This is a genomic window from Acinetobacter sp. YH12116, from assembly GCF_013418895.1.
Lineage (GTDB): Bacteria > Pseudomonadota > Gammaproteobacteria > Pseudomonadales > Moraxellaceae > Acinetobacter > Acinetobacter indicus.
Genome location: NZ_VPBE01000010.1, coordinates 1 through 18930 on the forward strand (window position 1 = coordinate 1; position 18930 = coordinate 18930).

Below are 18930 nucleotides of genomic sequence, written 5' to 3' on the forward strand. Positions count from 1 at the left end.
TTTAAGTCAATAAGTTCACAAAAATGGCTAAGTGATGGGAGAGCATGTTCAAGAGTGGATTCTAAATGTTCAGATAAAGACATAAAAAAATGAGCGTATTTACATACACTCATTTTTACTACATTTTTCTAATATTTGCTTAACTGACTGGCATTACATCTACGGATGGGCTTTTTCTTGGCGGAGATATTTATTGTTAACCAGTATGATCCAAACGCGTACCCAAGGTTTCCAGATGAGTCGGGAAATGCTGGTTTTTGCGGTCTTCAAAATAATGTCTTAAGGTATGTTCCACGCTTGGGAAGGCTAGTTCTGCCCATGGAATTTCATCTTCGCTAAACAGACGCGATTCAATAGTTTCTTCACCCGCCCCAAATTGACCTTCAATCAGCTGCGCTTTAAACAGCACATAAATCTGGCCAATCCGTGGAATGTTGTACATGCAGTACAGCTGCTCAATCTCGATTTCCGCTTCTGCTTCTTCACGGGTTTCACGTGCCGCGCCTTGTTCCATGGTTTCAAACAGTTCCATATAACCGGCAGGTAGGGTCCAGAGTCCATAACGCGGTTCAATGGCACGGCGGCATAATAACACCTGATCTTCCCACAGCACCAAAGCACCGCAAATCACTTTCGGATTCACATAATGAATACTGCCACAATGGCTGCAAACACGGCGTAACTGATGATCGCCTAAAGGAATTTTTTCCGTTGTTTTATGTCCACACGTTCCGCAAAAGTTCATATTCAGCATCAACGATAAAGTTGCTGATCAGCATAACTGAAAAAATGAACTTTGGCATCATTTCTATCCTTTTGCCCAGAATTTCAGCTATGATGAAAGTCAGGCAATCAGGATAATAAAAGATGGTAGAGCATTCATTGACACAGGAATTGCAACAGCGCTTACGCTTCTCGCGAAGTATGCGTGAGGCGCATGCGGCCGTGTTGATTGCAATTACCGATGAAGCTCAGCCGAAAGTCCTGCTGACCCGCCGCTCGGCCTATTTAAACAGCCATGCCGGTGAGGTGTCTTTCCCGGGCGGCAAGCGCGATCCACAGGATACCAGTAATATTGTGGTGGCACTGCGCGAAGCACAGGAAGAAACCGCGCTGAATCCTTTTGATGTGGAACTGATTGGCGATTTGCCAATGCAAAAATCGCGTAATGGCATGCTGGTCAAACCCATTGTCGGCCTGATTCCACCCGAGGTGCAGCTGTCAGCGCAACCGACCGAAATTGACCGTATTTTTTTCGCCTCTTTAAAAAATCTGATGGAAGCGCCGCCGGTGCCATATGAGGTGCGCTATGCCCATCAGTCCTTATATTTTCCCAGCATGCGCGTTGAAAATGAGATTGTCTGGGGATTAACTGCACGGATGCTGGTGGCTTTATTTCAGTATGGGCTGGATTATCAAAAAGAATGGCCATTTTTACTGAATTCACCGACGTTTCGATTTAAATCATCTAAATAGGGAATTTTAATGTTGTATAAATTTCAGGGCATTGCCCCAAAAGCATTACATCAACCATGGGATGGTTGGGTCGCCGAAACCGCAACGGTCATTGGTCAGGTGGAGCTGGGCCGGCAGGTGAGTATCTGGTTTGGCGCGGTAGTGCGTGGCGATAACAGCCTGATTCGTCTTGGAGATTTTAGTAATGTCCAGGAAAATGCGGTGCTGCATACCGATGCGGGTATTGAGATGCAGATTGGTAACTATGTCACTATCGGTCATCAGGCCATGTTGCATGGCTGTACCATCGGCGATAACAGCCTGATTGGTATTAACGCGGTGGTGCTGAATCATGCCGTGATTGGGAAAAACTGTATTATTGGCGCCAATGCGCTGATTCCGGAAGGCAAAGTCATCCCGGATAATTCGGTGGTGATGGGTTCTCCCGGCAAGATTGTAAAAACCCTGGATGAAGCAGGAGCGGCCCGTCTGAAACTGAGCGCCTTACATTATGCCGAGCACTTTCAGCATTTCCAGCAGCTGGAAAAAGTCGAACTTTAAGATACCTAAAAGCCAGTTTGAAACTGGCTTTTTTCTGTGTGAAAGCCGGTGAAGTTCTCGCCTAGTGTCTAGGAGTGGAGTATGATAGCGGCCAGTTTTTAAAATTTAATTTTAAGGTTGTGCATGAAGTTACTGGCATTGGAAACTGCCAATGAGCAGTGTTCCGTTTCGATTGTAAATGACACGCAGGAACTGTTTTTTCAGTTGGATGAGCGCGCCAAGGCACAAACCCAAACCATTCTCCCGATGATTGAGCAAGGTTTTGCTCAGACCGAAACGGCCACTGCCGATTTAACCGCAGTGGCCTTTAGCCGTGGCCCGGGCTCGTTCAGTGGCGTGCGGATTAATGCCGCGGTGGCACAGGCACTGGCCTGGTCACATGATCTGCCGGTCATTCCGGTATCGACCTTGCAGGCACTGGCACAAGCGGCTTATCGGCTAGCAGGTTTAAGCGCGGTAACAGCAGTGCTGGATGCGCGGATGAATGAAGTCTATATCGCCAGTTTCCAGTTAGATGCAGAAGGCATTATGCAGCCGGTGAGCGAAGAACAGTTATTGGGCTATAGTGATGCGGCGGCCGTAGCGCAGTCCCCATTAGTAGGCTCAGGTTCAACCTTATTGCAACAAGAACAAACACAATACAAAGACTTAAGTGCAACGGCGCAAGATATTGCTACCATTGCACGCGTATTGGCCCAACGTGAAGCATGGGTCAGTGCGGAATACGCATTACCGGTGTATTTGCGGGATAATGCTTGGAAAAAAATTCCAGAACAAGGCAAATCATAACTAGGATTTTCTATGGATTTTTTACTGCTGCTGAAAGCGGCAATTATGGGAATTGTTGAAGGAATCACAGAATTCTTACCAATTTCCAGTACCGGCCATTTAATTTTGGCTTCAGAACTGATGAACTTCTGGACCAAAGAAAAAAGTGATGTTTTTGTAATTGCCATTCAAATGGGGGCAATTGCAGCAGTGATTTATGAATACTGGACCCGGCTTTGGGGCGCAGCCACCGGCATGTTCACCGGCGAAGAAACCGGACGCCGTCTGGGCTTTGGCCTGATTCTGGCCTCACTGCCGATTATGCTGATTGGTTTGACTTTCGGGCAAACCGTGAAAGCGATGTTGTTTAATGATATCGCCGTGGCCATTGGCCTGATTATTGGTGGTCTGATCATTATCTGGATTGAGAAACATCCACCTCAAGTACGGGCGCAGGAAGTTGAAGACCTGACCTATAAAGATGTGATCTGGATTGGTCTGATTCAGGTACTGTCTTTAATTCCGGGCACTTCCCGTTCGGGCGCGACCATTATTGGGGCGATGTTCTTGGGCGTATCGCGTAAAGCAGCGACGGAATTCTCGTTCTTTCTGGGGATTCCGGTGATTATTGGCGCCGGCTTGCTGGATTTATATCAAAGTTATGATGTCTTCCAGACCACCCAGGACTGGACCGTACTGAGTGTCGGGATTATTGTTTCTTTTATCTCTGCATTACTCTTAATTCGTGCGCTGGTGGCCTATGTGGCCAAACGCGACTTTATGATTTTTGCCTGGTATCGTATTGTGTCAGGCCTTCTGATTTTACTCTTTGCATATACAGGCTGGACCTTATGGTAAGCGAACTTCGCTGCTATACCGAACCCGCATTTTTTGAGAAAGCACAGCACTATCAGGCTGTGCTTTCTTCACGTGAGGTTACCCTTCAAATTGATGTCATCGACAAACTGAATGCACGTTTTTTAAGACTGCATCCGGAGATGGCGCTGTGCGTTGATGCCGATGGCCTGTGGCTATGTGCGCTGGGCATGAAAATGCAGCCAGACTGGCAGGCTGAAATTCCGCGTTTAAAACGCGCGTCATTAAAGTCAGAAATGCTGGCCCGTGCCTGTAACCTGGCGGAAAAACCGCAGCTGATTGATGCAACTGCAGGTCTGGGCCATGACAGCTTGCTAATGGCACATCTTGGTGCTGAGGTGACGCTGGTGGAACGGCATCCAATTTTGTTTAGTTTATTGGAAGATAGCTACCAGCGCGCCCTACAGGACCCGTTTTTAAGCAAGGTTGCCGCACGCATCCAGCTGGTTTTTTCCGATTCGGCTGATTACTTAAAAGCGCAGGCAGAAGCAGGGCAGGCTGTTGATGTAGTGTATCTGGATCCGATGTTTCCACAGCGTGACCAGAACCAGCAGGCGGTAAAAAAACAGGCACAAGTCAAAAAGCAGATGCAGCTGCTGCATTTGTTATTGCCGGAACATGGTGAAATGGATTTGGGCGATGCCTTGCTACCGCTGGCGCAAAAAATCGCCAAACGTGTGGTGGTTAAGCGACCACGTCTGGCGGTATATCTGGCCGGGCAAACACCGGATCATCAATGGACCGGAGATGCCTGCCGCTTCGATGCCTACTTCCAGCAGGACGCGACCAAAGTAAACGGGTAATCGCTTCAAAACTGGGCAAAGATTTGTTATATAGTTAAAAAAGAGCATTGATAATTATGACATCAGGCATAAACTAAGTCTGCACAAAGCGAGCCACTGCTAACGATAATCTTATGATCGACTTTAAACCCTCCATCAATTTTTGGCATGATTTTAAAAGCAACCAAACAGCGGGGATGTGGTTATTTTTTGGTTCGCGCCGATCTTTACAGATTGTCCGTCCTTCCATTCTGCAACTGATTTTCTGGGGCATTTTAGGCGGTCTGGCCAACACTTTATTTAGCTGGCTCAGCGCCGGTGAAACCGGTGATTTTAACCCGCAAGGTCTGGTCAGTTATGCCTTGTGGCCGTTTATTGCCTTAATTGTCGGGATTTTCCTGTCCCAGCGCGTCAATAATCCACGCCTCATGCTGGTGCCGGCTTTACTGTGGCTGGTGTTAGATACTCACATCGCCTTATTGCAAAGCCTGATTCAATATCTGGGCATGATTGATGTGCTGCCCTATGTGTTCTATGACTATCTGCCGCTGATTTTCATGGTGCTGTTTGTCTGGCAGAGTCTGGCCGTGGTCTGGGTATTTTCCCGTGAACTGAAATGGCCGTGGTGGGAACGTGCGCTGATTGTTCTGGCCACGCTGTTTACCCTGGTGGTGTGGCAGATGTCGGTCAAGAGCCAGCCAATCTGGAAGGTGGAAGAGGTCCCGCCGACGTTTAGCGAAGAAGCCTTTTATGCACAAAGCAAGATACTGAATCAGGCGCTGGAGAAGATTCAGTATGGTGAATTTGCACAATCACACTGGTATTTTCTGGGCGTGGCCGGAGCCAGTTATCAGGATGTGTTTATGTCCGAAGTCGAGCGGATTCGGGAACAGTTCGATACCCGCTTTGGCACTTTTGGCCGCTCGATGATTCTGGTAAATAACCCGATGACGCGTAATGTCACCCCGATTGCCTCACGCACCAGTATGGAACTGGCACTGCGCCGTATAGGTAAGCAGATGAATCCGGAAAGCGATGTGCTGTTTTTATACATGACCTCGCATGGCTTGCCGAACCAGTTTGAAATGGAAAATGCCCCGCTGGAACTGCAACAGGTTGATCCAAAATGGCTGCGCGATGCGCTGGATAAATCCGGTATCCGCTGGCGCGTAATTGTGATCTCGGCCTGTTATTCGGGCAGTTTTGTTTCGGCCCTGCAAAATGACAATACTTTGGTAATTACCGCATCGGCCGCAGATCGCGCTTCATTCGGCTGTTCCAACGAAGCCGATTATACCTATTTTGGCCGGGCTTTCTTTGATCAGGCCATGCGTGAAAATAACAGCTTTGCCGAGGCTTTTGCACAGGCCAAGCTGACCGTGGCAAAATGGGAGCAGGCACAAGGTTTTGAACCGTCTGAACCGCAATGGTCGATGGGCAAGAACATGCAGCTGATGTTGCCACAACTGGAGCAGCGTTTATTCCCACAAGCCGTGGTGGCGCAGCCAAATGAAATGCCTTTAACTTTAGGCAGCCCTTAAAACAGGATAAGACGATGGAATTAATACAGAACAATCGATGCTTTGATGGCGAACAGCGAATTTACCGTTTTAACTCCAGCAGCTTAAATGGGGAAAGCCGTTTTGGTATTTTTCTGCCGGCACAAGCCTTGGCGGATCAGGACTGTCCGGCGCTCTTTTACCTGGCGGGTTTAACCTGTACCGAAGAAACTTTTGCAATTAAAGCGCATGCCCAGCGTCTGGCGGCACAATTAGGCTTTATTCTGATTAGCCCGGACACTTCACCTCGCGGTGAGCAGGTGGCACAGGGCGATCACTGGGATATCGGGCAGGGTGCAGGTTTTTATATTAATGCAACCCAGGCACCCTGGGCAGCGCATTACCAGATGGAACAGTTTGTTGCAGAAGAGCTGTATGCGCTGGTGTGTGAACAGTTTGCGGTGCAAACCGACAGCATTGGTATTTTCGGCCACAGTATGGGCGGCCATGGTGCGTTAACGCTAGCCTTTAAATATCCGGAAAAATTTAAATCAGTTTCTGCCTTTGCACCAATTTGTGCGCCAAGCCAGTGCCCGTGGGGCGAGAAAGCCTTTAGTGCCTATTTAGGTGAGGATCGTCAAGGCTGGCAAGCGCATGATGCCACTGCACTGGTCCAGCAAAAAGGCAAGCAATTTGCCGATATTCTAATTGATCAGGGCCTACAGGATCAGTTCTATAGCCAGTTGAATCCAGCGCTGTTCCAGGCCGCTTGTGCGCAGGCCGGACAGCCGCTGAGCTTACGTGAACATGCCGGCTATGATCATGGTTATTACTTTATTCAAAGTTTTATCGATGATCATCTGCAATTTCATGCAGTCCAATTACAATCCTAATATAATCCATCGCGCAGAACACCGCTTTCGACCTGTTGCAGGGTGAAAGCGGTCTGTGAATTTTTGCTTTTTTAATTTTTAACCGTGTCTTTATTTTAAAAAATAATTATAAGGCCTGATATGCAAAACCAAGATATACATCCGACTTTTACCGCAGAGGAACAGACCCAGCTGCCGCCGGCGCTTGTGCTTGATTCACCTGAACCGCAGCTGCTTGGACAGCGCCATCCCTTTCATTTTTATGGCACTGCCATGGAATATTTTGGCATCTGGATTGTCAATATTCTGTTGATTATTGTCACGCTGGGACTGTATGCGCCATGGGCCAAAGTGCGCCGCTTGCGCTATTTTTATGGCAATACCGAATTTATCCAGCGCCGTTTTGACTTTACCGGTGTGCCGAGCAAGATTTTAATCGGCCGGCTGATTGCGATTGGTCTGTATCTGGCCATTTCGCTGTTATCCAACTATTCGGTACGCGCTACCTTGATTGGGGTGCTGATTCTGTATCTGGCGGTACCCTGGCTGATTCGGGCTACCATCCGCTTTAATGCACGTAACAGTAAATTTGGTAACAGCCGCTTTTTCTTTTCTGGCACCAGCAAAAAAGCCTATATCGAATTTTTAAAAGGGATTCTGGTGTATATCTTGACCCTGGGCATATTTTTCCCGGTGCTGATCTGGCTGTATAAGCGTTATTGCCTCGATCATCTTTATGCGGGACAGCTACAGTTTAAATTACAGGCCGACTGGCCGGCCTATATGCGCGCCATGTATGTGCCGCTGTTTCTGTTTATCGGCTTGCTGGGAGCGGCAGCGCTGGTACTGGCCTTGCTGGCCGATTTTTCCAGTCTGAGTGCGGTGCAGTATGTCTGGATTTTTATGGGCATCTATCTGCTGGCGGCTTTATTCATCTGGCCATTAATGCTGGCGCGGATTTTTATGACCAGCTGGAACAATACCACCCTCAGTCGCAGCCAGTTTCAGACCAGTTGCAACCAGTGGCGCTATGCCTGGATTGTGCTCAGCAACTGGATGGTGAAAATTTTAACCCTCGGCCTTATGACGCCGTGGGCGGCAATCCGTTTATATCGCTATCAGGTGGAGTCTTTAAGCCTGCATTTAAACAATGATCCGGACCTGCTGATGAACCAGTTACAGGGTGATCCAAGCGCGATTGCGGAAGAAATTAGCGATATCTTTGATATTGATGTGTCTTTATAAGGAAAGCACTGATGCAACAGATGAGGGTTGAAGCCGTGTTTTATGATGGTCAGAGTGCCAAGCCTTATACTGCTCAGGTATTGGCAGCCGATGCAGACAGTATCTGGGTCCAGTATGGTGAAAACTTTGCCTTGCAGCGCCGTTATCGTTATCAGGACATGCTGCTGATAGGTGCATTGGGCCGTATCCAGCCGGTGATTGAACTCCAGGATGATGCACGTCTGGAGTTTCAGCAGCCTTTACCGGAGTGGTTTCAGCTGCAGCAAAAGAATATCTATCAGTCGATCTGGAAGCTGGAGCGTACCCCCAGCCTGATTCTGTTTAGCACCATTTTTATTGTGGCGCTGGCCTTTGCCACGGTGAAGTGGGGCATTCCGTGGGCCTCGCATGTGGTGGCCAATCAGTTACCGGAAACCACCCTGAACAGTGTCGGCAATGAAGCAGAGCACTATGTGCTGGAGATGACGGGTCCAAGCCGTTTAAGTGCGGCGCGCCAGCAGGCAATTTTACAGCAGTATCAGGCATTGGTGGCAGAAGACCGGCCGGCGAAACTGCTGTTTCGAGAAGGGAATCGGTTGGGTGCCAATGCGGTGGCGATTCCCAACAATACTATTATTCTGACCGATGAACTGGTTGAGCTGGCACAGGATGACCGGGAAATTCTGGGGGTGCTGGCACATGAGCAGGGTCATCTGGTCGAGCGGCATAGTCTGCAACAGGCGCTGGCCAGTTTAGGTTTTGGGGTAATTCTGATTGCGATTACCGGTGATGGCTCCGATTTAATGACCAGCCTGCCTCTGGCTTTGGTGGGTGCCAGTTATTCGCGTAATTTTGAAGCCGAAGCCGATCATTATGCCTTAACCACCATGCAGCACAAGCAGGTGCCAACCATCCATTATGCCAACCTGTTACAACGGCTGGCAGATGAAAGCGGCGAAAGCGAGCAGGGTAAGTCGGTCTGGGATTTTCTGCAAAGCCATCCGGCCACGCAGGAGCGTATTGAAGCAGTCAAGGCCTTTGAAGCCAAGCAATCTGCCGAAGTAAAATGAGCAGATCTAAGTAGGTTTAATCGGCCTGCTGCCAGTCAGCACTTAACTGTTCCTGTCCCATGCGTTGCAGATGATCCAGCACCACCTGTTCCAGCCGGTTCAGGTCGGTGTGTTCATCTAAAGCAATAATTTCGGTATAGAGCGCATCAGATTGTGGCTGTAACACAATGGTCGCGCTTGGCATCAAAATACGCAGTTCCTGTGCTGTTTCCTGTACTTCAAATTTGTGTTTCCAGTGGTTACCCAGGCGTTTGGCCAGACGGGCCGCTTGTGTGGTGGCAATATGACTATAACGTTTCATGAAAAATCCTGTTCAGTAAGCCTTAAGCCTAAGAGAAAAGAGCGCCCAGACAAAGCCGCGTGTTGCAACACAGCGTTGTAGATTTGCAATCTTGCCGCAGGTGGCCATCTGCCGCCCCAGAGCCGGGGACAATTTGTTATAATGGCGCAGTCACTCAAATACTTAGCCAGGGTCTCCCATGTCCAAGCCATATTTAATTGCGCCTTCTATTCTTTCTGCAGACTTTGCCCGTTTAGGGGAAGAGGTAGAAAAAGTGCTTGAAGCCGGTGCTGATGTTGTCCACTTTGATGTCATGGACAATCACTATGTACCCAACCTCACCTTTGGTGCAGGCGTATGTAAGGCCCTGAAAAATTATGGGATTCAGGCGCCAATTGATGTGCATTTAATGGTCTCTCCGGTGGATCGCATGATTGGCGACTTCTTGGAAGCCGGTGCCGATATTATTACCTTCCACCCGGAAGCTTCGGACCATATTGACCGTTCGCTGCAACTGATCAAATCGGGCGGTGCCAAGGCGGGTCTGGTTTTTAACCCGGCAACGCCGCTGCATTATCTGGATTATGTGCTGGATAAAGTCGACCAGATTTTATTGATGAGTGTGAACCCGGGCTTTGGTGGCCAGAAATTTATTCCTATGACCCCGGAAAAATTACGTCAGGCGCGTCAGATCATTGATGCCTCAGGCCGTGATATTCGCCTTGAGGTTGATGGTGGTGTTGGCCCGGCCAATATCCGTGAAATTGCCGAAGCCGGTGCCGATATGTTTGTGGCTGGTTCAGCGATTTTTGGCAAACCGGATTATAAAGCTGTGATTGATGAGATGCGTGCCGAACTGGCCAAAGTCGGTGCCGTGAATACCTAATAAAACTGGATAAGTTATCGGCACCCTGTGGATAACTTTGTGATTAACTCTATGGATATCTATGTTGATAACAGTATGGATAACCGGATTAATTTATAAACAGTTGTACATCAATCGTTTACCAATTAGACATAAAATGTATAAAAAGGACTCAAATGAGTCCTTTTTATTTGAGCAAAAGCCCTAAAATTCCTGCTTTTTTATTCAGCTCTGCTTAAGAGTTATACTGCACAATAAATAACTTTATTATTTTATTGATATGCAAAACAATCTTCCCGGCAGCAGCAATTTAAAATTTAAAGTATTGTGTATAACTGTAAATTTCTCTATGCTGGTTTGCACAGGCGTTCAGCTGTTTTAAGCAGCTTCAACGCTGGGGTTTGGTCTTATGGGGTGAGGAAATCCTGTTGCATACACAGCGCAGACAACCGGTGTGGTTCAGCTATCTGATGGCATTTGTCATGGGATGGAGCAGTCTTGTGCTAGCGGTTGTACAACCAGCACATGCGGCCATGCAACTGTCCAACTCTGCCATGATCACCAGTGTGAAATCAACCCTTTCATCACCTGCTCCTTGTCATGCTGAAAAGGCAGATTCTCCTGTAGAGCAGCATCACCCAAGCCATCACGGCGACAGTCCATCTGCACAGTTATCCGACTGCGAGCCGGGGCATCATCCAGAGCAGCATTTAAACTGTCAGGATTGTCCGCCACTGCATTGCCAGCCGGGTCTGAGCTATCTCAAGATTGCGCTCCCTGTGCTGGAACAGGCAAGCCCGACCTTTGAGCCTGAGCCGCGCTTTCATCTCTATCATGCCCAGCATTTACCCGGTTACTGGCAGGAAATCCTGCGTCCACCGAAAACCTTATCCTGACTTTAAAAACTTTTCTTTTTTTATTGTTTTAAGGATAAATCATGTCAATTCAATTGCGTCAGGCCATCGTGCTTGGCTTATGTCTGTGCGTATCGTCCTGGGCGATGGCCGCAGTCCGGGAATATCATCTGTATATTGATGAGCAGCCGGTCAAGCTGACCGGAAAAACTGTCAAAAAAATAAGTGTGAATGGCCAATTCACGGCTCCCTTGCTTGAATTTGAGGAAGGTGATGAAGCGGTGATTCATGTGCATAACCAGCTTCTAAATCGTGATTCTTCCATTCACTGGCATGGTCTGTTATTACCAGGTTTAATGGATGGCGTGCCGGGCTTTAACGGTTTTCAGGGCATTGCGCCGAAGGGACATTTTACTTATCGCTTTCAGCTACGGCAGCAGGGCACCTACTGGTATCACGCGCATTCCAAAGGTCAGGAACAGGATGGGCTGTATGGCCCGCTAGTTATTTATCCCAAAGGCAAACAGCCTGTGGCTGCGCATGAACAGGCTGAGCGGGATTATGTGGTGATGCTGTCCGATTTTCACGCATCTTCTAGCGACACGATTTTAAATAATCTGAAAAAATCGGCCGAGTATTATCAGAACCAGCGTGAAACCCTGGCCGATGTGGTGCAGCAGGTGAAACAGCAGGGCCTGAAACAGACCTGGCAGCAACGTTCCATGTGGAACCAGATGCGTATGCTCAGAACCGATTTGTCGGATGTCACCGGTTATCAGTTTTTAATCAATGGCAAAACGCCGGAACAGGCCTGGACCGGACTGTTTCGACCAAATGAAAAAGTACGTTTACGTTTTATTAATGCCTCGGCCATGTCGTTTTTTGATGTGCGCATTCCGCAGCTCAAAATGACCGTCATCAGCGCTGATGGCCAGCCGGTCCAGCCGGTGCCTGTAGATGAGTTCCGAATCGGGACGGCTGAAACCTATGATGTACTGGTGGAACCAAAAGCCGGTCATTACCAGATTGAAGCAGAATCAATTGACCGTTCAGGCTTTGCCATTGGTAGTTTATTGCAACAGGGCATGCAACCACCGCCACTGCACATGCCAACCGCACGACCACGTGCGGTATTGACCATGGAAGATATGGGACATGCTGCTCATGGTGCAGAAAGTACTGCGCCACATGCGGTACATAGTGCGTCATCCACATCTTCGACCCTGCAGCATCCATCGATGACGCATGTTGCCATTAAAGAGACTGAATCTTTAACGGTAGCCGAAGATCATCCTGCAGTGCATTCATCGCATGCAACGCAGGCGCAGTCAAAATCTTCGGCCAGTTCGGTCCCTCAAGGTTGGGCCAATGCCTCAACACCCGCCGGACATAAAGCACTTCGCTATGCGGACTTAAAAGCCTTAAAGCCGCAGCCGGATACGCGCGCGCCGGTGCAAGAGCTGGTGATTCGTTTGGGCGGCACGATGGAACGTTATATCTGGACCATCAATGGCAAGAAATTTAGCGAGGCTGAACCGTTGCAGGTGGCCTATGGCGAACGGATTCGGCTGAAATTTATTAATGACAGCATGATGGCGCATCCGATGCATTTGCATGGCATGTTTATGCAGCTGGAAAATGGTCAGGCTGCTGCCGACCTGCCAAATAAACATACCCTGATTGTACCGCCTGGAAAAACCGTGAGCGCGTTATTGACTGCCGATGAGCTGGGGGAATGGGCAATCCATTGTCATCTGCTGTATCACATGAGTTCGGGCATGATGAATAAGCTGGTGGTGGCACAGGTGATGCCAGAGCAGACGGCTTCATTATCCGCAGCTCCATCTGCGCTGCCAGCTGCTGTTCAGTCTTCGGGAGATGCACATGCACATCACTAATTTTGCCCGTTTCAATCTGCTGGGAGCCATGCTGTTTGCGACACCGATGTTATCGGCGCAGACACAGCACCCATCTTCCCATGTTACAGAACATGAAGTTGTACCGCAGACGTCAGTAAAATCTGTCGATAAACATGCACAACACAAGCAGATGATGCAGGCTGAACATCAGCAACATCAGCAACATCAGCAACATCAGCAACATCAGCAACATCAGCAACATCAGCAACATCAGCAACATCAGCAACATCAGCAACATCAGCAACATCAGCAACATCAGCTCATGAGCATGCCTCATCTGGTGGAGAAGGCTGCAACGGCAACAACGCATGATCACCGGCAGGAGCATGGCGGGCAGTGGTATCAGTCCAGTATGCTGGAATCGAAATGGATGCAGCATGCGGGTGGACGCGGAGTATGGCAGTCCGAGCTGGAAAGCCGGATCGGAACTGATGAGAACAAGCTGTTTTTCAAACTGCATACCGAGCAGGCCGAGTCGCAACAAGCTGAATATGAGGCACAGGTTTTATATAGCCGGATGATTTCTGATTTTTGGGATATCCAGGCTGGTGTAGCCTATCAGCAGGAGGATCAGACTTCGGCACAGCAATGGCGTGGTGTGGTTGGCCTGCATGGGCTGGCGCCGTATTTCTTTGAATCTGAGGCCTATTTGTCGCTTGCCGAAGATCAGCAGGTGCAGCTGAGTCTGGATACTGAGCGGGATTTTTTGCTGACCCAGAAACTGATTCTGGCACCTTATTTGCAGGCCAAGCTGGTACTTTCAGATGAATCGGCGCAGGCGCAGAAAACTGGTTTAAACCAGCTGCAGACCGGGCTACAGATGCGTTATGAAATCAGCAAAAAAGTCATGCCGTTTGTAGATGTGGCCTATGGCTATCACAAAGGGCTGGCCCAGACAGCTGAGCAGGATGCGACAGAATCGGAACAGGGCTGGCAATATGGTGTCGGATTACGGTTGAAGTTTTAAAGCATTTATCCATACACTGGATGGGCTTTGGTTCATCCTTTTGCTTGCTGGAGAAACGACCTATGCTCCAGTAAGCAGTTTATTCACTCAAGTGAATAAGTTTGAATCGCCTTATCTGGGTTGTGATTTTCAGTCCCTCTTGAGCTGAAGCTTATTCCCCTCCAACGGTGTTCTACTGGCAGGCGGTGGATTTTTGCTATACTGATACCGTAATTCTGGAGGAACGACCTCCCTTAAAGACGTTGTCTTTAAGAAAAATCGTCAGGACGGCCTGACTCTATCTGAATAATGGAGGAGGGCGTGATGGCCTGGATCGTATTAATTTTTGCCGGTATTTTTGAAATTGTCTGGGCTTATTTTATGAAGCTTTCAGATGGTTTTACCAAACTTACCCCAAGCATTCTGACCATTTTCTTTATGGTGCTCAGTTTTGGCCTGCTGGCCTATGCCATGCGCAGTCTGCCACTGGGCACGGCCTATACCATCTGGACCGGGATTGGCGCGGTCGGTTCTTTTCTGGTGGGTATTTTGGTACTGGGCGAGCCGGCATCGGCCATGCGTATGCTGGCGGCAGTGTTAATTATTTCCGGCCTTGTGCTGATGAAACTTTCATCGGCATAATCAAGCTAGACTAAAACTGAACAGGAGAAGGAGATGAAACTTGCATTTATGTATATGCCTTCTCCGGTCGGGCGTTTAAAACTGGTGGCTACAGACAGCGCGCTGGTCGCTGTGATCTGGGACAATGAAAATCCCAAACGGGTCCGGCAGGCCGAGCTGGTAGAGCAGCTGGATCATCCGATTTTGCTGGATGCGCAACAACAGCTGAATGAATATTTTCAGGGCCAGCGTCAGACTTTTGAACTGCCTTTAGATTTTGAAGGCACAGAATTTCAGAAAAAAGTTTGGCAGGCACTGCTGAATATTCCTTTTGGCGAAACCCGCAGTTATCGGCAAATTGCTGAGCAGGTCGGCAGTCCCAAAGCGGTACGGGCTGTCGGTGCGGCCAATGGCCAAAATCCAATTTCAATTATTGCACCCTGTCATCGGGTGATTGGCAGCAGCGGTAAACTGGTTGGTTTTGCTGGCGGATTAGACAATAAAGAGATTCTATTAAAGTTAGAACAACAGCAAAAATAGCCACGGATGCTTTGTGGTGTTGCATTGCCCACAGTAGGCCAATAAACAGCTTGAATCAGTAAGCATCCGTTGATTAAAAAATAGATCACTATCCAGATTGAGCATCTTCAGGTAGATAGAATCTTTCTGTATCCACCTGATAATGAAGATTAAACCAGCATTATCATTCCTGAATGAAACACCGTTTTATGCTAGAGTCGGGTCAAGATCATCACCATTAAAATAAAACCGAAATGCATGATGTAAATATTTTGAGTATGTTGATTTCACAGCTGTGGTGGCTGTTGCTGGTTCTGCTGGGCTTGAGCCTGCTGCGGGTGTTCCTGCCGGACTTAAAAGGCAAAATCGGGGAGTGGGCTGTTCAGCGACAGGCCAAGCAACATCTGGATGAGCGTTATATTTTACTTAATGATTTGACCTTGCCCGATCAGGATGGTGGCACCACACAAATTGATCATGTGCTATTAAGTCCTTTTGGCGTCTTTGTGATAGAAAGCAAAAACTATAAGGGCTGGATTTTTGGCAGTGCGCGGCAAAAAATGTGGACCCAGAAAATTTATAAAAAGAGTTATAAATTCCAGAATCCCTTGCATCAGAATTACAAACATACTCAGGTGTTGAGTCATCTGCTGGCTGATCTGTTGGAGCCGGAACATTTACATTCAATAGTGGTATTTATGCCGGGCTGCGAATTTAAAACAGAGATGCCAAAGCAGGTATTTCAAGGGACAGGCTGGGTAAATTACGTACAGGAGTTCCAGACCGAAGTCATCTCCGCCATGCGCTTAAAACGTTTGCAATTACGACTGGAAAAAGAAGTACTGGACCCGTCCTGGCAAACCCGGCGCGCGCATGTGGCGCAGCTTAAATCCAGACATCATCAAGACTGAACCCAAGTGTCGTGTTGAGTTGAGTCGTCTACGCTTACCAAACTCTCCTGAACTGTTGAATAAGCACTATATTTTTCTGGCTCTGAGCTTGCTAGATTGGTGGATACTAGCCAATTTTTGCCAGATGTTCAGGCCGGAACAGGAGCGTTCACGATGTCAGAGCCGTATCTACTGTATACCCCGCAGGTTGAACAGGAACAGCCGAATGAAAGCCGCTTGATTGAAGATATTATCGAGCATATGGCCCAAGCCCGACAACAGGTGTTTGACAAGCATCGCCATGCAGTCCGCGATGCGCATGCCAAATCACATGCATTTCTGAAAGGTATTTTGACCGTGCCGGTGTTGCCGCCGCATTTGGCGCAGGGAATTTTTGCCGAGCCAGGACATTATGATGTGATGGTGCGTTTATCGGCTGCGCCGGGAGATTTACGCAGTGACCAGGTGCCAGTACCGCATGGCTTTGCCTTAAAAATCCTGAATGTGCCGGGCGCACGCTTACTGGCCGATGATCCGAGTGATGGTAAAAACCAGGATATTCTGATGGTGAATATTCCGGTGCTGGCCTTTGGCACGCTGCGTAAATACCAGCAGATGCTGCCTCTGGTGACACGCGCGGAACAGGCGCCCGATCCGATGTTAAAAGGCATGCGCAGTATGGCGCGCAGTTTAAATACACTGGTGGATAAAGCCGGTTTAGAAGTACCGGTAACTTTAAAAGGCTGGGCGCGCAGTCAGAACCATATTCTCGGTGAAACCTATCACACCATGGCTGCACTGCGTTATGGCGACTATATGGCAAAAATCAGTGTGGCGCCGGAATCGACCTCGGTACGTCAGCTGACCAATATTCCAATGCAGATTAGCCATGACTCCAGCATCCGGGATCTGGTCCGGGATTTCTTTAAGCACCATAGCGCCGATTATGTATTGCGTGCGCAATTATGTACCAGTCTGGAGCGTATGCCCATTGAAGATGCCTCGGTGTTATGGCCGGAAGAAGAATCTGCGCATCAGACCATTGGCACTTTGCATTTTCCCAAACAGGACAGCTATAGTCCGGAGCGGCGGGTTTATGCCGATGATGTGTTGTCGTTTAACCCGTGGCATGGCGTGCAGGCGCATCAACCTTTGGGTTCAATTATGCGGGTACGTAAACAGGCTTATGAACGTTCCGCCTCGTTCCGGCACCGGATGAATACCCAGCCGCGAGCCGAACCGCAGCAGCTGGATGATATGCCGGATTAAAGGGCTTCAGATTCAGGTCGAAAAAATACCTGCCATGGGGCAGGTATTTTTTATATTAAGGATTAAAAGCGTTTTGGAATCTTCTGACCATTCGGTACCGGACTTTCTGCCTGTTTTAGTACCCCAAACAGCCAGGTTTCAGCATAATTCACAGCGGCTTGCAGTTCATCACCTAGTGCTAAACGGCCGGCAATAAAGCTGGCCAGCGAGCAGCCCGAACCGTGGTATTCGCCTTCTAAACGCGGGCAACGGGTTTCTGAAATCAGTTCACCATCTATATATAAAGCATTGCGGATGTGATCCGGCGTATCTTCATGGCCGCCTTTAACCAGTACAGCTTTGGCGCCCATCGCAAACAGTTTCTGGGTGGCCAGTTCTAGATCATCTTCACCGGTCAGGGCACGCAGTTCTACCGTATTCGGGGTCAGTAAGGTTGCCAGTGGAATCAGCTCGACAAAGGCCTTGACCAAAGTCGCCTGATCACCCAGAGAGCCACCGCTATTGGCGACCAGAACCGGGTCCAGCACATAGTAATAGTCCGGATGTTCTCTCAAGAAATCTGCCAGCGCTGCAATATTGTCGGTGGTACCGAGCATCCCCGATTTAACACAGCGAATTGGCAGATCGTTCACCACGGCATTGGCCTGCGCCAGCAGCAATGCTTTGGAGGTGGCTTCAAAGCCAAACACCTGCTGCGAGTTTTGCACCGTGAGGGCGGTACAGGCAATGGCCGCATGTGCGCCACTTTGGCCAATCGCTTCAATATCAGCCTGTAAGCCCGCGCCCCCAGAGGGATCTAAACCAGAAAAGCAAAGTACCGTTGGACGCACATCCATATCCTTCAATCATGAATTTACGTTAGTATAGGCAACTTTGAATCAAGTCTCGAGTGTATTTCACGGTCGAAGGGGGAGAAAAATTCATGATTAAACATCTGCTGATTGATTTGGATGGCACCCTGACCGATCCAAAAGTGGGTATTACCACCTCGGCGCGTTATGGACTGGCAAAAATTGGTCATCCACTACCAGAATCTGAAAATATTGACTGGATTATTGGTCCGCCACTGAAAGCTTCACTGGCAAAAATTTTACAGGTTGAACCGAATGATGTGCTGGCGGAACAGGCACTGATGGGTTATCGCGAGCGTTTTGCCGTGACCGGTTTATATGAAAATAAGGTTTATCCGACTGTGGCAGAAACCTTGCAAACCTTGAAACTTCAGGGCTATCAGCTGTTTTTAGCCACGGCCAAGCCGACCATTTATGCACGGCAGATTCTGGAGCATTTTGAGCTGGAACAGTATTTTACTGGCATTTATGGCAGCGAGCTGAATGGTGATCGGACCCATAAAGATGAATTAATTGCCTATATTCTGGAGCAGGAACAGCTGCAGGCCAGCCAATGTCTTATGGTCGGCGACCGGGAATATGATGTGCTGGGGGCGCGACATAACGGGATTGAAGCGGTCGCGGTCGAATATGGTTATGGCACGATGCAAGAGCTGGATCATGCTGCACCAAAAGCCCGTATTCAGCAGTTTTCCCAGTTGCCGAATGTGGTGGCTGACTTAAATAGTGCATTGGCATCCTGTCAGGCTTAATATAAAAAATCCATTCGGCTGATGCTGTATTCATCAGCCGGTGGATGAATTTCCCAT

Annotated in this window: 21 protein-coding genes; 18 read left to right on the forward strand and 3 right to left on the reverse strand. The window is 48.6% G+C overall.

Annotated features, from left to right (window positions below):
• Nucleotides 1-196: 196 nt before the first annotated feature.
• Nucleotides 197-745, reverse strand: coding sequence for an NUDIX hydrolase (locus FTU54_RS07830; protein WP_104470910.1), 549 nt, complete (start codon nt 743-745; stop codon nt 197-199).
• 122 nt (nt 746-867) lie between these two features.
• Here FTU54_RS07830 and FTU54_RS07835 point away from each other — a divergent pair, with 122 nt between their 5' ends.
• The 9 genes from FTU54_RS07835 to FTU54_RS07875 all read left to right on the forward strand — a co-directional run bounded on the left by FTU54_RS07835 (nt 868) and on the right by FTU54_RS07875 (nt 9107).
• Nucleotides 868-1476, forward strand: coding sequence for a CoA pyrophosphatase (locus FTU54_RS07835; RefSeq protein ID WP_005179902.1), 609 nt, complete (start codon nt 868-870; stop codon nt 1474-1476).
• A 12-nt stretch (nt 1477-1488) separates the two neighbouring features.
• Nucleotides 1489-2016 carry a gamma carbonic anhydrase family protein gene (locus FTU54_RS07840; protein WP_168370235.1) on the forward strand — a complete coding sequence of 176 codons (528 nt, stop codon included), beginning with the start codon at nt 1489-1491 and terminating at the stop codon, nt 2014-2016.
• A gap of 123 nt (nt 2017-2139) precedes the next feature.
• A complete protein-coding gene (gene tsaB, locus FTU54_RS07845; RefSeq protein ID WP_005179899.1) occupies nt 2140-2805 on the forward strand; it encodes a tRNA (adenosine(37)-N6)-threonylcarbamoyltransferase complex dimerization subunit type 1 TsaB in 666 nt (221 codons plus the stop codon).
• Nucleotides 2806-2817: 12 nt separating this feature from the next.
• A complete protein-coding gene (locus FTU54_RS07850; protein ID WP_180074605.1) occupies nt 2818-3642 on the forward strand; it encodes an undecaprenyl-diphosphate phosphatase in 825 nt (274 codons plus the stop codon).
• Nucleotides 3636-4463 (forward strand): class I SAM-dependent methyltransferase, encoded by an 828-nt coding sequence (locus FTU54_RS07855; protein ID WP_180074606.1) that lies wholly within the window; start codon nt 3636-3638, stop codon nt 4461-4463. Before FTU54_RS07850 ends, FTU54_RS07855 begins: the two co-directional genes overlap by 7 nt.
• Before the next feature lie 113 nt (nt 4464-4576).
• Nucleotides 4577-5983: a C13 family peptidase gene (locus FTU54_RS07860; RefSeq protein WP_180074607.1), complete on the forward strand. Its 1407-nt coding sequence runs from the start codon at nt 4577-4579 to the stop codon at nt 5981-5983.
• Between the two features lie 14 nt (nt 5984-5997).
• Complete coding sequence (gene fghA, locus FTU54_RS07865) at nt 5998-6834, forward strand: S-formylglutathione hydrolase (protein ID WP_180074608.1); 837 nt, start codon at nt 5998-6000, stop codon at nt 6832-6834.
• Nucleotides 6835-6954: 120 nt separating this feature from the next.
• Complete coding sequence (locus FTU54_RS07870; protein ID WP_180074609.1) at nt 6955-8058, forward strand: YjgN family protein; 1104 nt, start codon at nt 6955-6957, stop codon at nt 8056-8058.
• An 11-nt stretch (nt 8059-8069) separates the two neighbouring features.
• Nucleotides 8070-9107 (forward strand): M48 family metallopeptidase, encoded by a 1038-nt coding sequence (locus FTU54_RS07875; protein WP_180074610.1) that lies wholly within the window; start codon nt 8070-8072, stop codon nt 9105-9107.
• A 16-nt stretch (nt 9108-9123) separates the two neighbouring features.
• Here FTU54_RS07875 and FTU54_RS07880 read toward each other — a convergent pair whose 3' ends face one another.
• The gene (locus FTU54_RS07880) at nt 9124-9408 is read right to left on the reverse strand and encodes a DUF2218 domain-containing protein (RefSeq protein WP_104472524.1); all 285 of its coding nucleotides are present in this window, start codon (nt 9406-9408) and stop codon (nt 9124-9126) included.
• Nucleotides 9409-9586: 178 nt separating this feature from the next.
• Here FTU54_RS07880 and rpe point away from each other — a divergent pair, with 178 nt between their 5' ends.
• From rpe to FTU54_RS07920, 8 genes are all read left to right on the forward strand, one after another.
• Nucleotides 9587-10273 carry a ribulose-phosphate 3-epimerase gene (rpe, locus tag FTU54_RS07885; RefSeq protein ID WP_180074611.1) on the forward strand — a complete coding sequence of 229 codons (687 nt, stop codon included), beginning with the start codon at nt 9587-9589 and terminating at the stop codon, nt 10271-10273.
• A gap of 479 nt (nt 10274-10752) precedes the next feature.
• Nucleotides 10753-11148, forward strand: coding sequence for a hypothetical protein (locus tag FTU54_RS07890; RefSeq protein WP_180074612.1), 396 nt, complete (start codon nt 10753-10755; stop codon nt 11146-11148).
• A gap of 41 nt (nt 11149-11189) precedes the next feature.
• Nucleotides 11190-13004 (forward strand): copper resistance system multicopper oxidase, encoded by a 1815-nt coding sequence (locus FTU54_RS07895; RefSeq protein ID WP_180074613.1) that lies wholly within the window; start codon nt 11190-11192, stop codon nt 13002-13004.
• 283 nt (nt 13005-13287) lie between these two features.
• Nucleotides 13288-13992, forward strand: a complete 705-nt coding sequence (locus FTU54_RS07900) for a copper resistance protein B (RefSeq protein ID WP_373685792.1) — start codon at nt 13288-13290, stop codon at nt 13990-13992.
• Nucleotides 13993-14295: 303 nt separating this feature from the next.
• Nucleotides 14296-14613 carry a quaternary ammonium compound efflux SMR transporter SugE gene (gene sugE / locus FTU54_RS07905; RefSeq protein ID WP_104472520.1) on the forward strand — a complete coding sequence of 106 codons (318 nt, stop codon included), beginning with the start codon at nt 14296-14298 and terminating at the stop codon, nt 14611-14613.
• 33 nt (nt 14614-14646) lie between these two features.
• Nucleotides 14647-15132 carry a methylated-DNA--[protein]-cysteine S-methyltransferase gene (locus FTU54_RS07910; protein WP_075175408.1) on the forward strand — a complete coding sequence of 162 codons (486 nt, stop codon included), beginning with the start codon at nt 14647-14649 and terminating at the stop codon, nt 15130-15132.
• Between the two features lie 233 nt (nt 15133-15365).
• Nucleotides 15366-16022: a nuclease-related domain-containing protein gene (locus FTU54_RS07915; protein ID WP_016659479.1), complete on the forward strand. Its 657-nt coding sequence runs from the start codon at nt 15366-15368 to the stop codon at nt 16020-16022.
• A 153-nt stretch (nt 16023-16175) separates the two neighbouring features.
• Entirely contained in the window at nt 16176-17270 is a 1095-nt protein-coding gene (locus tag FTU54_RS07920) for a catalase family protein (protein WP_104989065.1), read from the forward strand.
• Between the two features lie 62 nt (nt 17271-17332).
• Here the strand turns inward: FTU54_RS07920 and FTU54_RS07925 are convergent, their stop codons facing one another.
• A complete protein-coding gene (locus tag FTU54_RS07925) occupies nt 17333-18100 on the reverse strand; it encodes a hydroxymethylpyrimidine/phosphomethylpyrimidine kinase (protein WP_016659477.1) in 768 nt (255 codons plus the stop codon).
• Nucleotides 18101-18192: 92 nt separating this feature from the next.
• Between FTU54_RS07925 and FTU54_RS07930 the strand changes: the two genes are divergently transcribed.
• Nucleotides 18193-18873 (forward strand): HAD-IA family hydrolase, encoded by a 681-nt coding sequence (locus tag FTU54_RS07930; RefSeq protein WP_045795528.1) that lies wholly within the window; start codon nt 18193-18195, stop codon nt 18871-18873.
• Nucleotides 18874-18930: the final 57 nt, after the last annotated feature.

Bases quoted from the DNA above. Each gene is read 5' to 3' on its own strand.
- FTU54_RS07830 (WP_104470910.1), bottom strand. From the start codon at position 745: ATGAACTTTTGCGGAACGTGTGGACATAAAACAACGGAAAAAATTCCT.
- FTU54_RS07835 (WP_005179902.1), top strand. From the start codon at position 868: ATGGTAGAGCATTCATTGACACAGGAATTGCAACAGCGCTTACGCTTC.
- tsaB (WP_005179899.1), top strand. From the start codon at position 2,140: ATGAAGTTACTGGCATTGGAAACTGCCAATGAGCAGTGTTCCGTTTCG.
- FTU54_RS07850 (WP_180074605.1), top strand. From the start codon at position 2,818: ATGGATTTTTTACTGCTGCTGAAAGCGGCAATTATGGGAATTGTTGAA.
- FTU54_RS07855 (WP_180074606.1), top strand. From the start codon at position 3,636: ATGGTAAGCGAACTTCGCTGCTATACCGAACCCGCATTTTTTGAGAAA.
- FTU54_RS07860 (WP_180074607.1), top strand. From the start codon at position 4,577: ATGATCGACTTTAAACCCTCCATCAATTTTTGGCATGATTTTAAAAGC.
- fghA (WP_180074608.1), top strand. From the start codon at position 5,998: ATGGAATTAATACAGAACAATCGATGCTTTGATGGCGAACAGCGAATT.
- FTU54_RS07870 (WP_180074609.1), top strand. From the start codon at position 6,955: ATGCAAAACCAAGATATACATCCGACTTTTACCGCAGAGGAACAGACC.
- FTU54_RS07875 (WP_180074610.1), top strand. From the start codon at position 8,070: ATGCAACAGATGAGGGTTGAAGCCGTGTTTTATGATGGTCAGAGTGCC.
- FTU54_RS07880 (WP_104472524.1), bottom strand. From the start codon at position 9,408: ATGAAACGTTATAGTCATATTGCCACCACACAAGCGGCCCGTCTGGCC.
- rpe (WP_180074611.1), top strand. From the start codon at position 9,587: ATGTCCAAGCCATATTTAATTGCGCCTTCTATTCTTTCTGCAGACTTT.
- FTU54_RS07895 (WP_180074613.1), top strand. From the start codon at position 11,190: ATGTCAATTCAATTGCGTCAGGCCATCGTGCTTGGCTTATGTCTGTGC.
- FTU54_RS07900 (WP_373685792.1), top strand. From the start codon at position 13,288: ATGAGCATGCCTCATCTGGTGGAGAAGGCTGCAACGGCAACAACGCAT.
- sugE (WP_104472520.1), top strand. From the start codon at position 14,296: ATGGCCTGGATCGTATTAATTTTTGCCGGTATTTTTGAAATTGTCTGG.
- FTU54_RS07910 (WP_075175408.1), top strand. From the start codon at position 14,647: ATGAAACTTGCATTTATGTATATGCCTTCTCCGGTCGGGCGTTTAAAA.
- FTU54_RS07915 (WP_016659479.1), top strand. From the start codon at position 15,366: ATGCATGATGTAAATATTTTGAGTATGTTGATTTCACAGCTGTGGTGG.
- FTU54_RS07920 (WP_104989065.1), top strand. From the start codon at position 16,176: ATGTCAGAGCCGTATCTACTGTATACCCCGCAGGTTGAACAGGAACAG.
- FTU54_RS07930 (WP_045795528.1), top strand. From the start codon at position 18,193: ATGATTAAACATCTGCTGATTGATTTGGATGGCACCCTGACCGATCCA.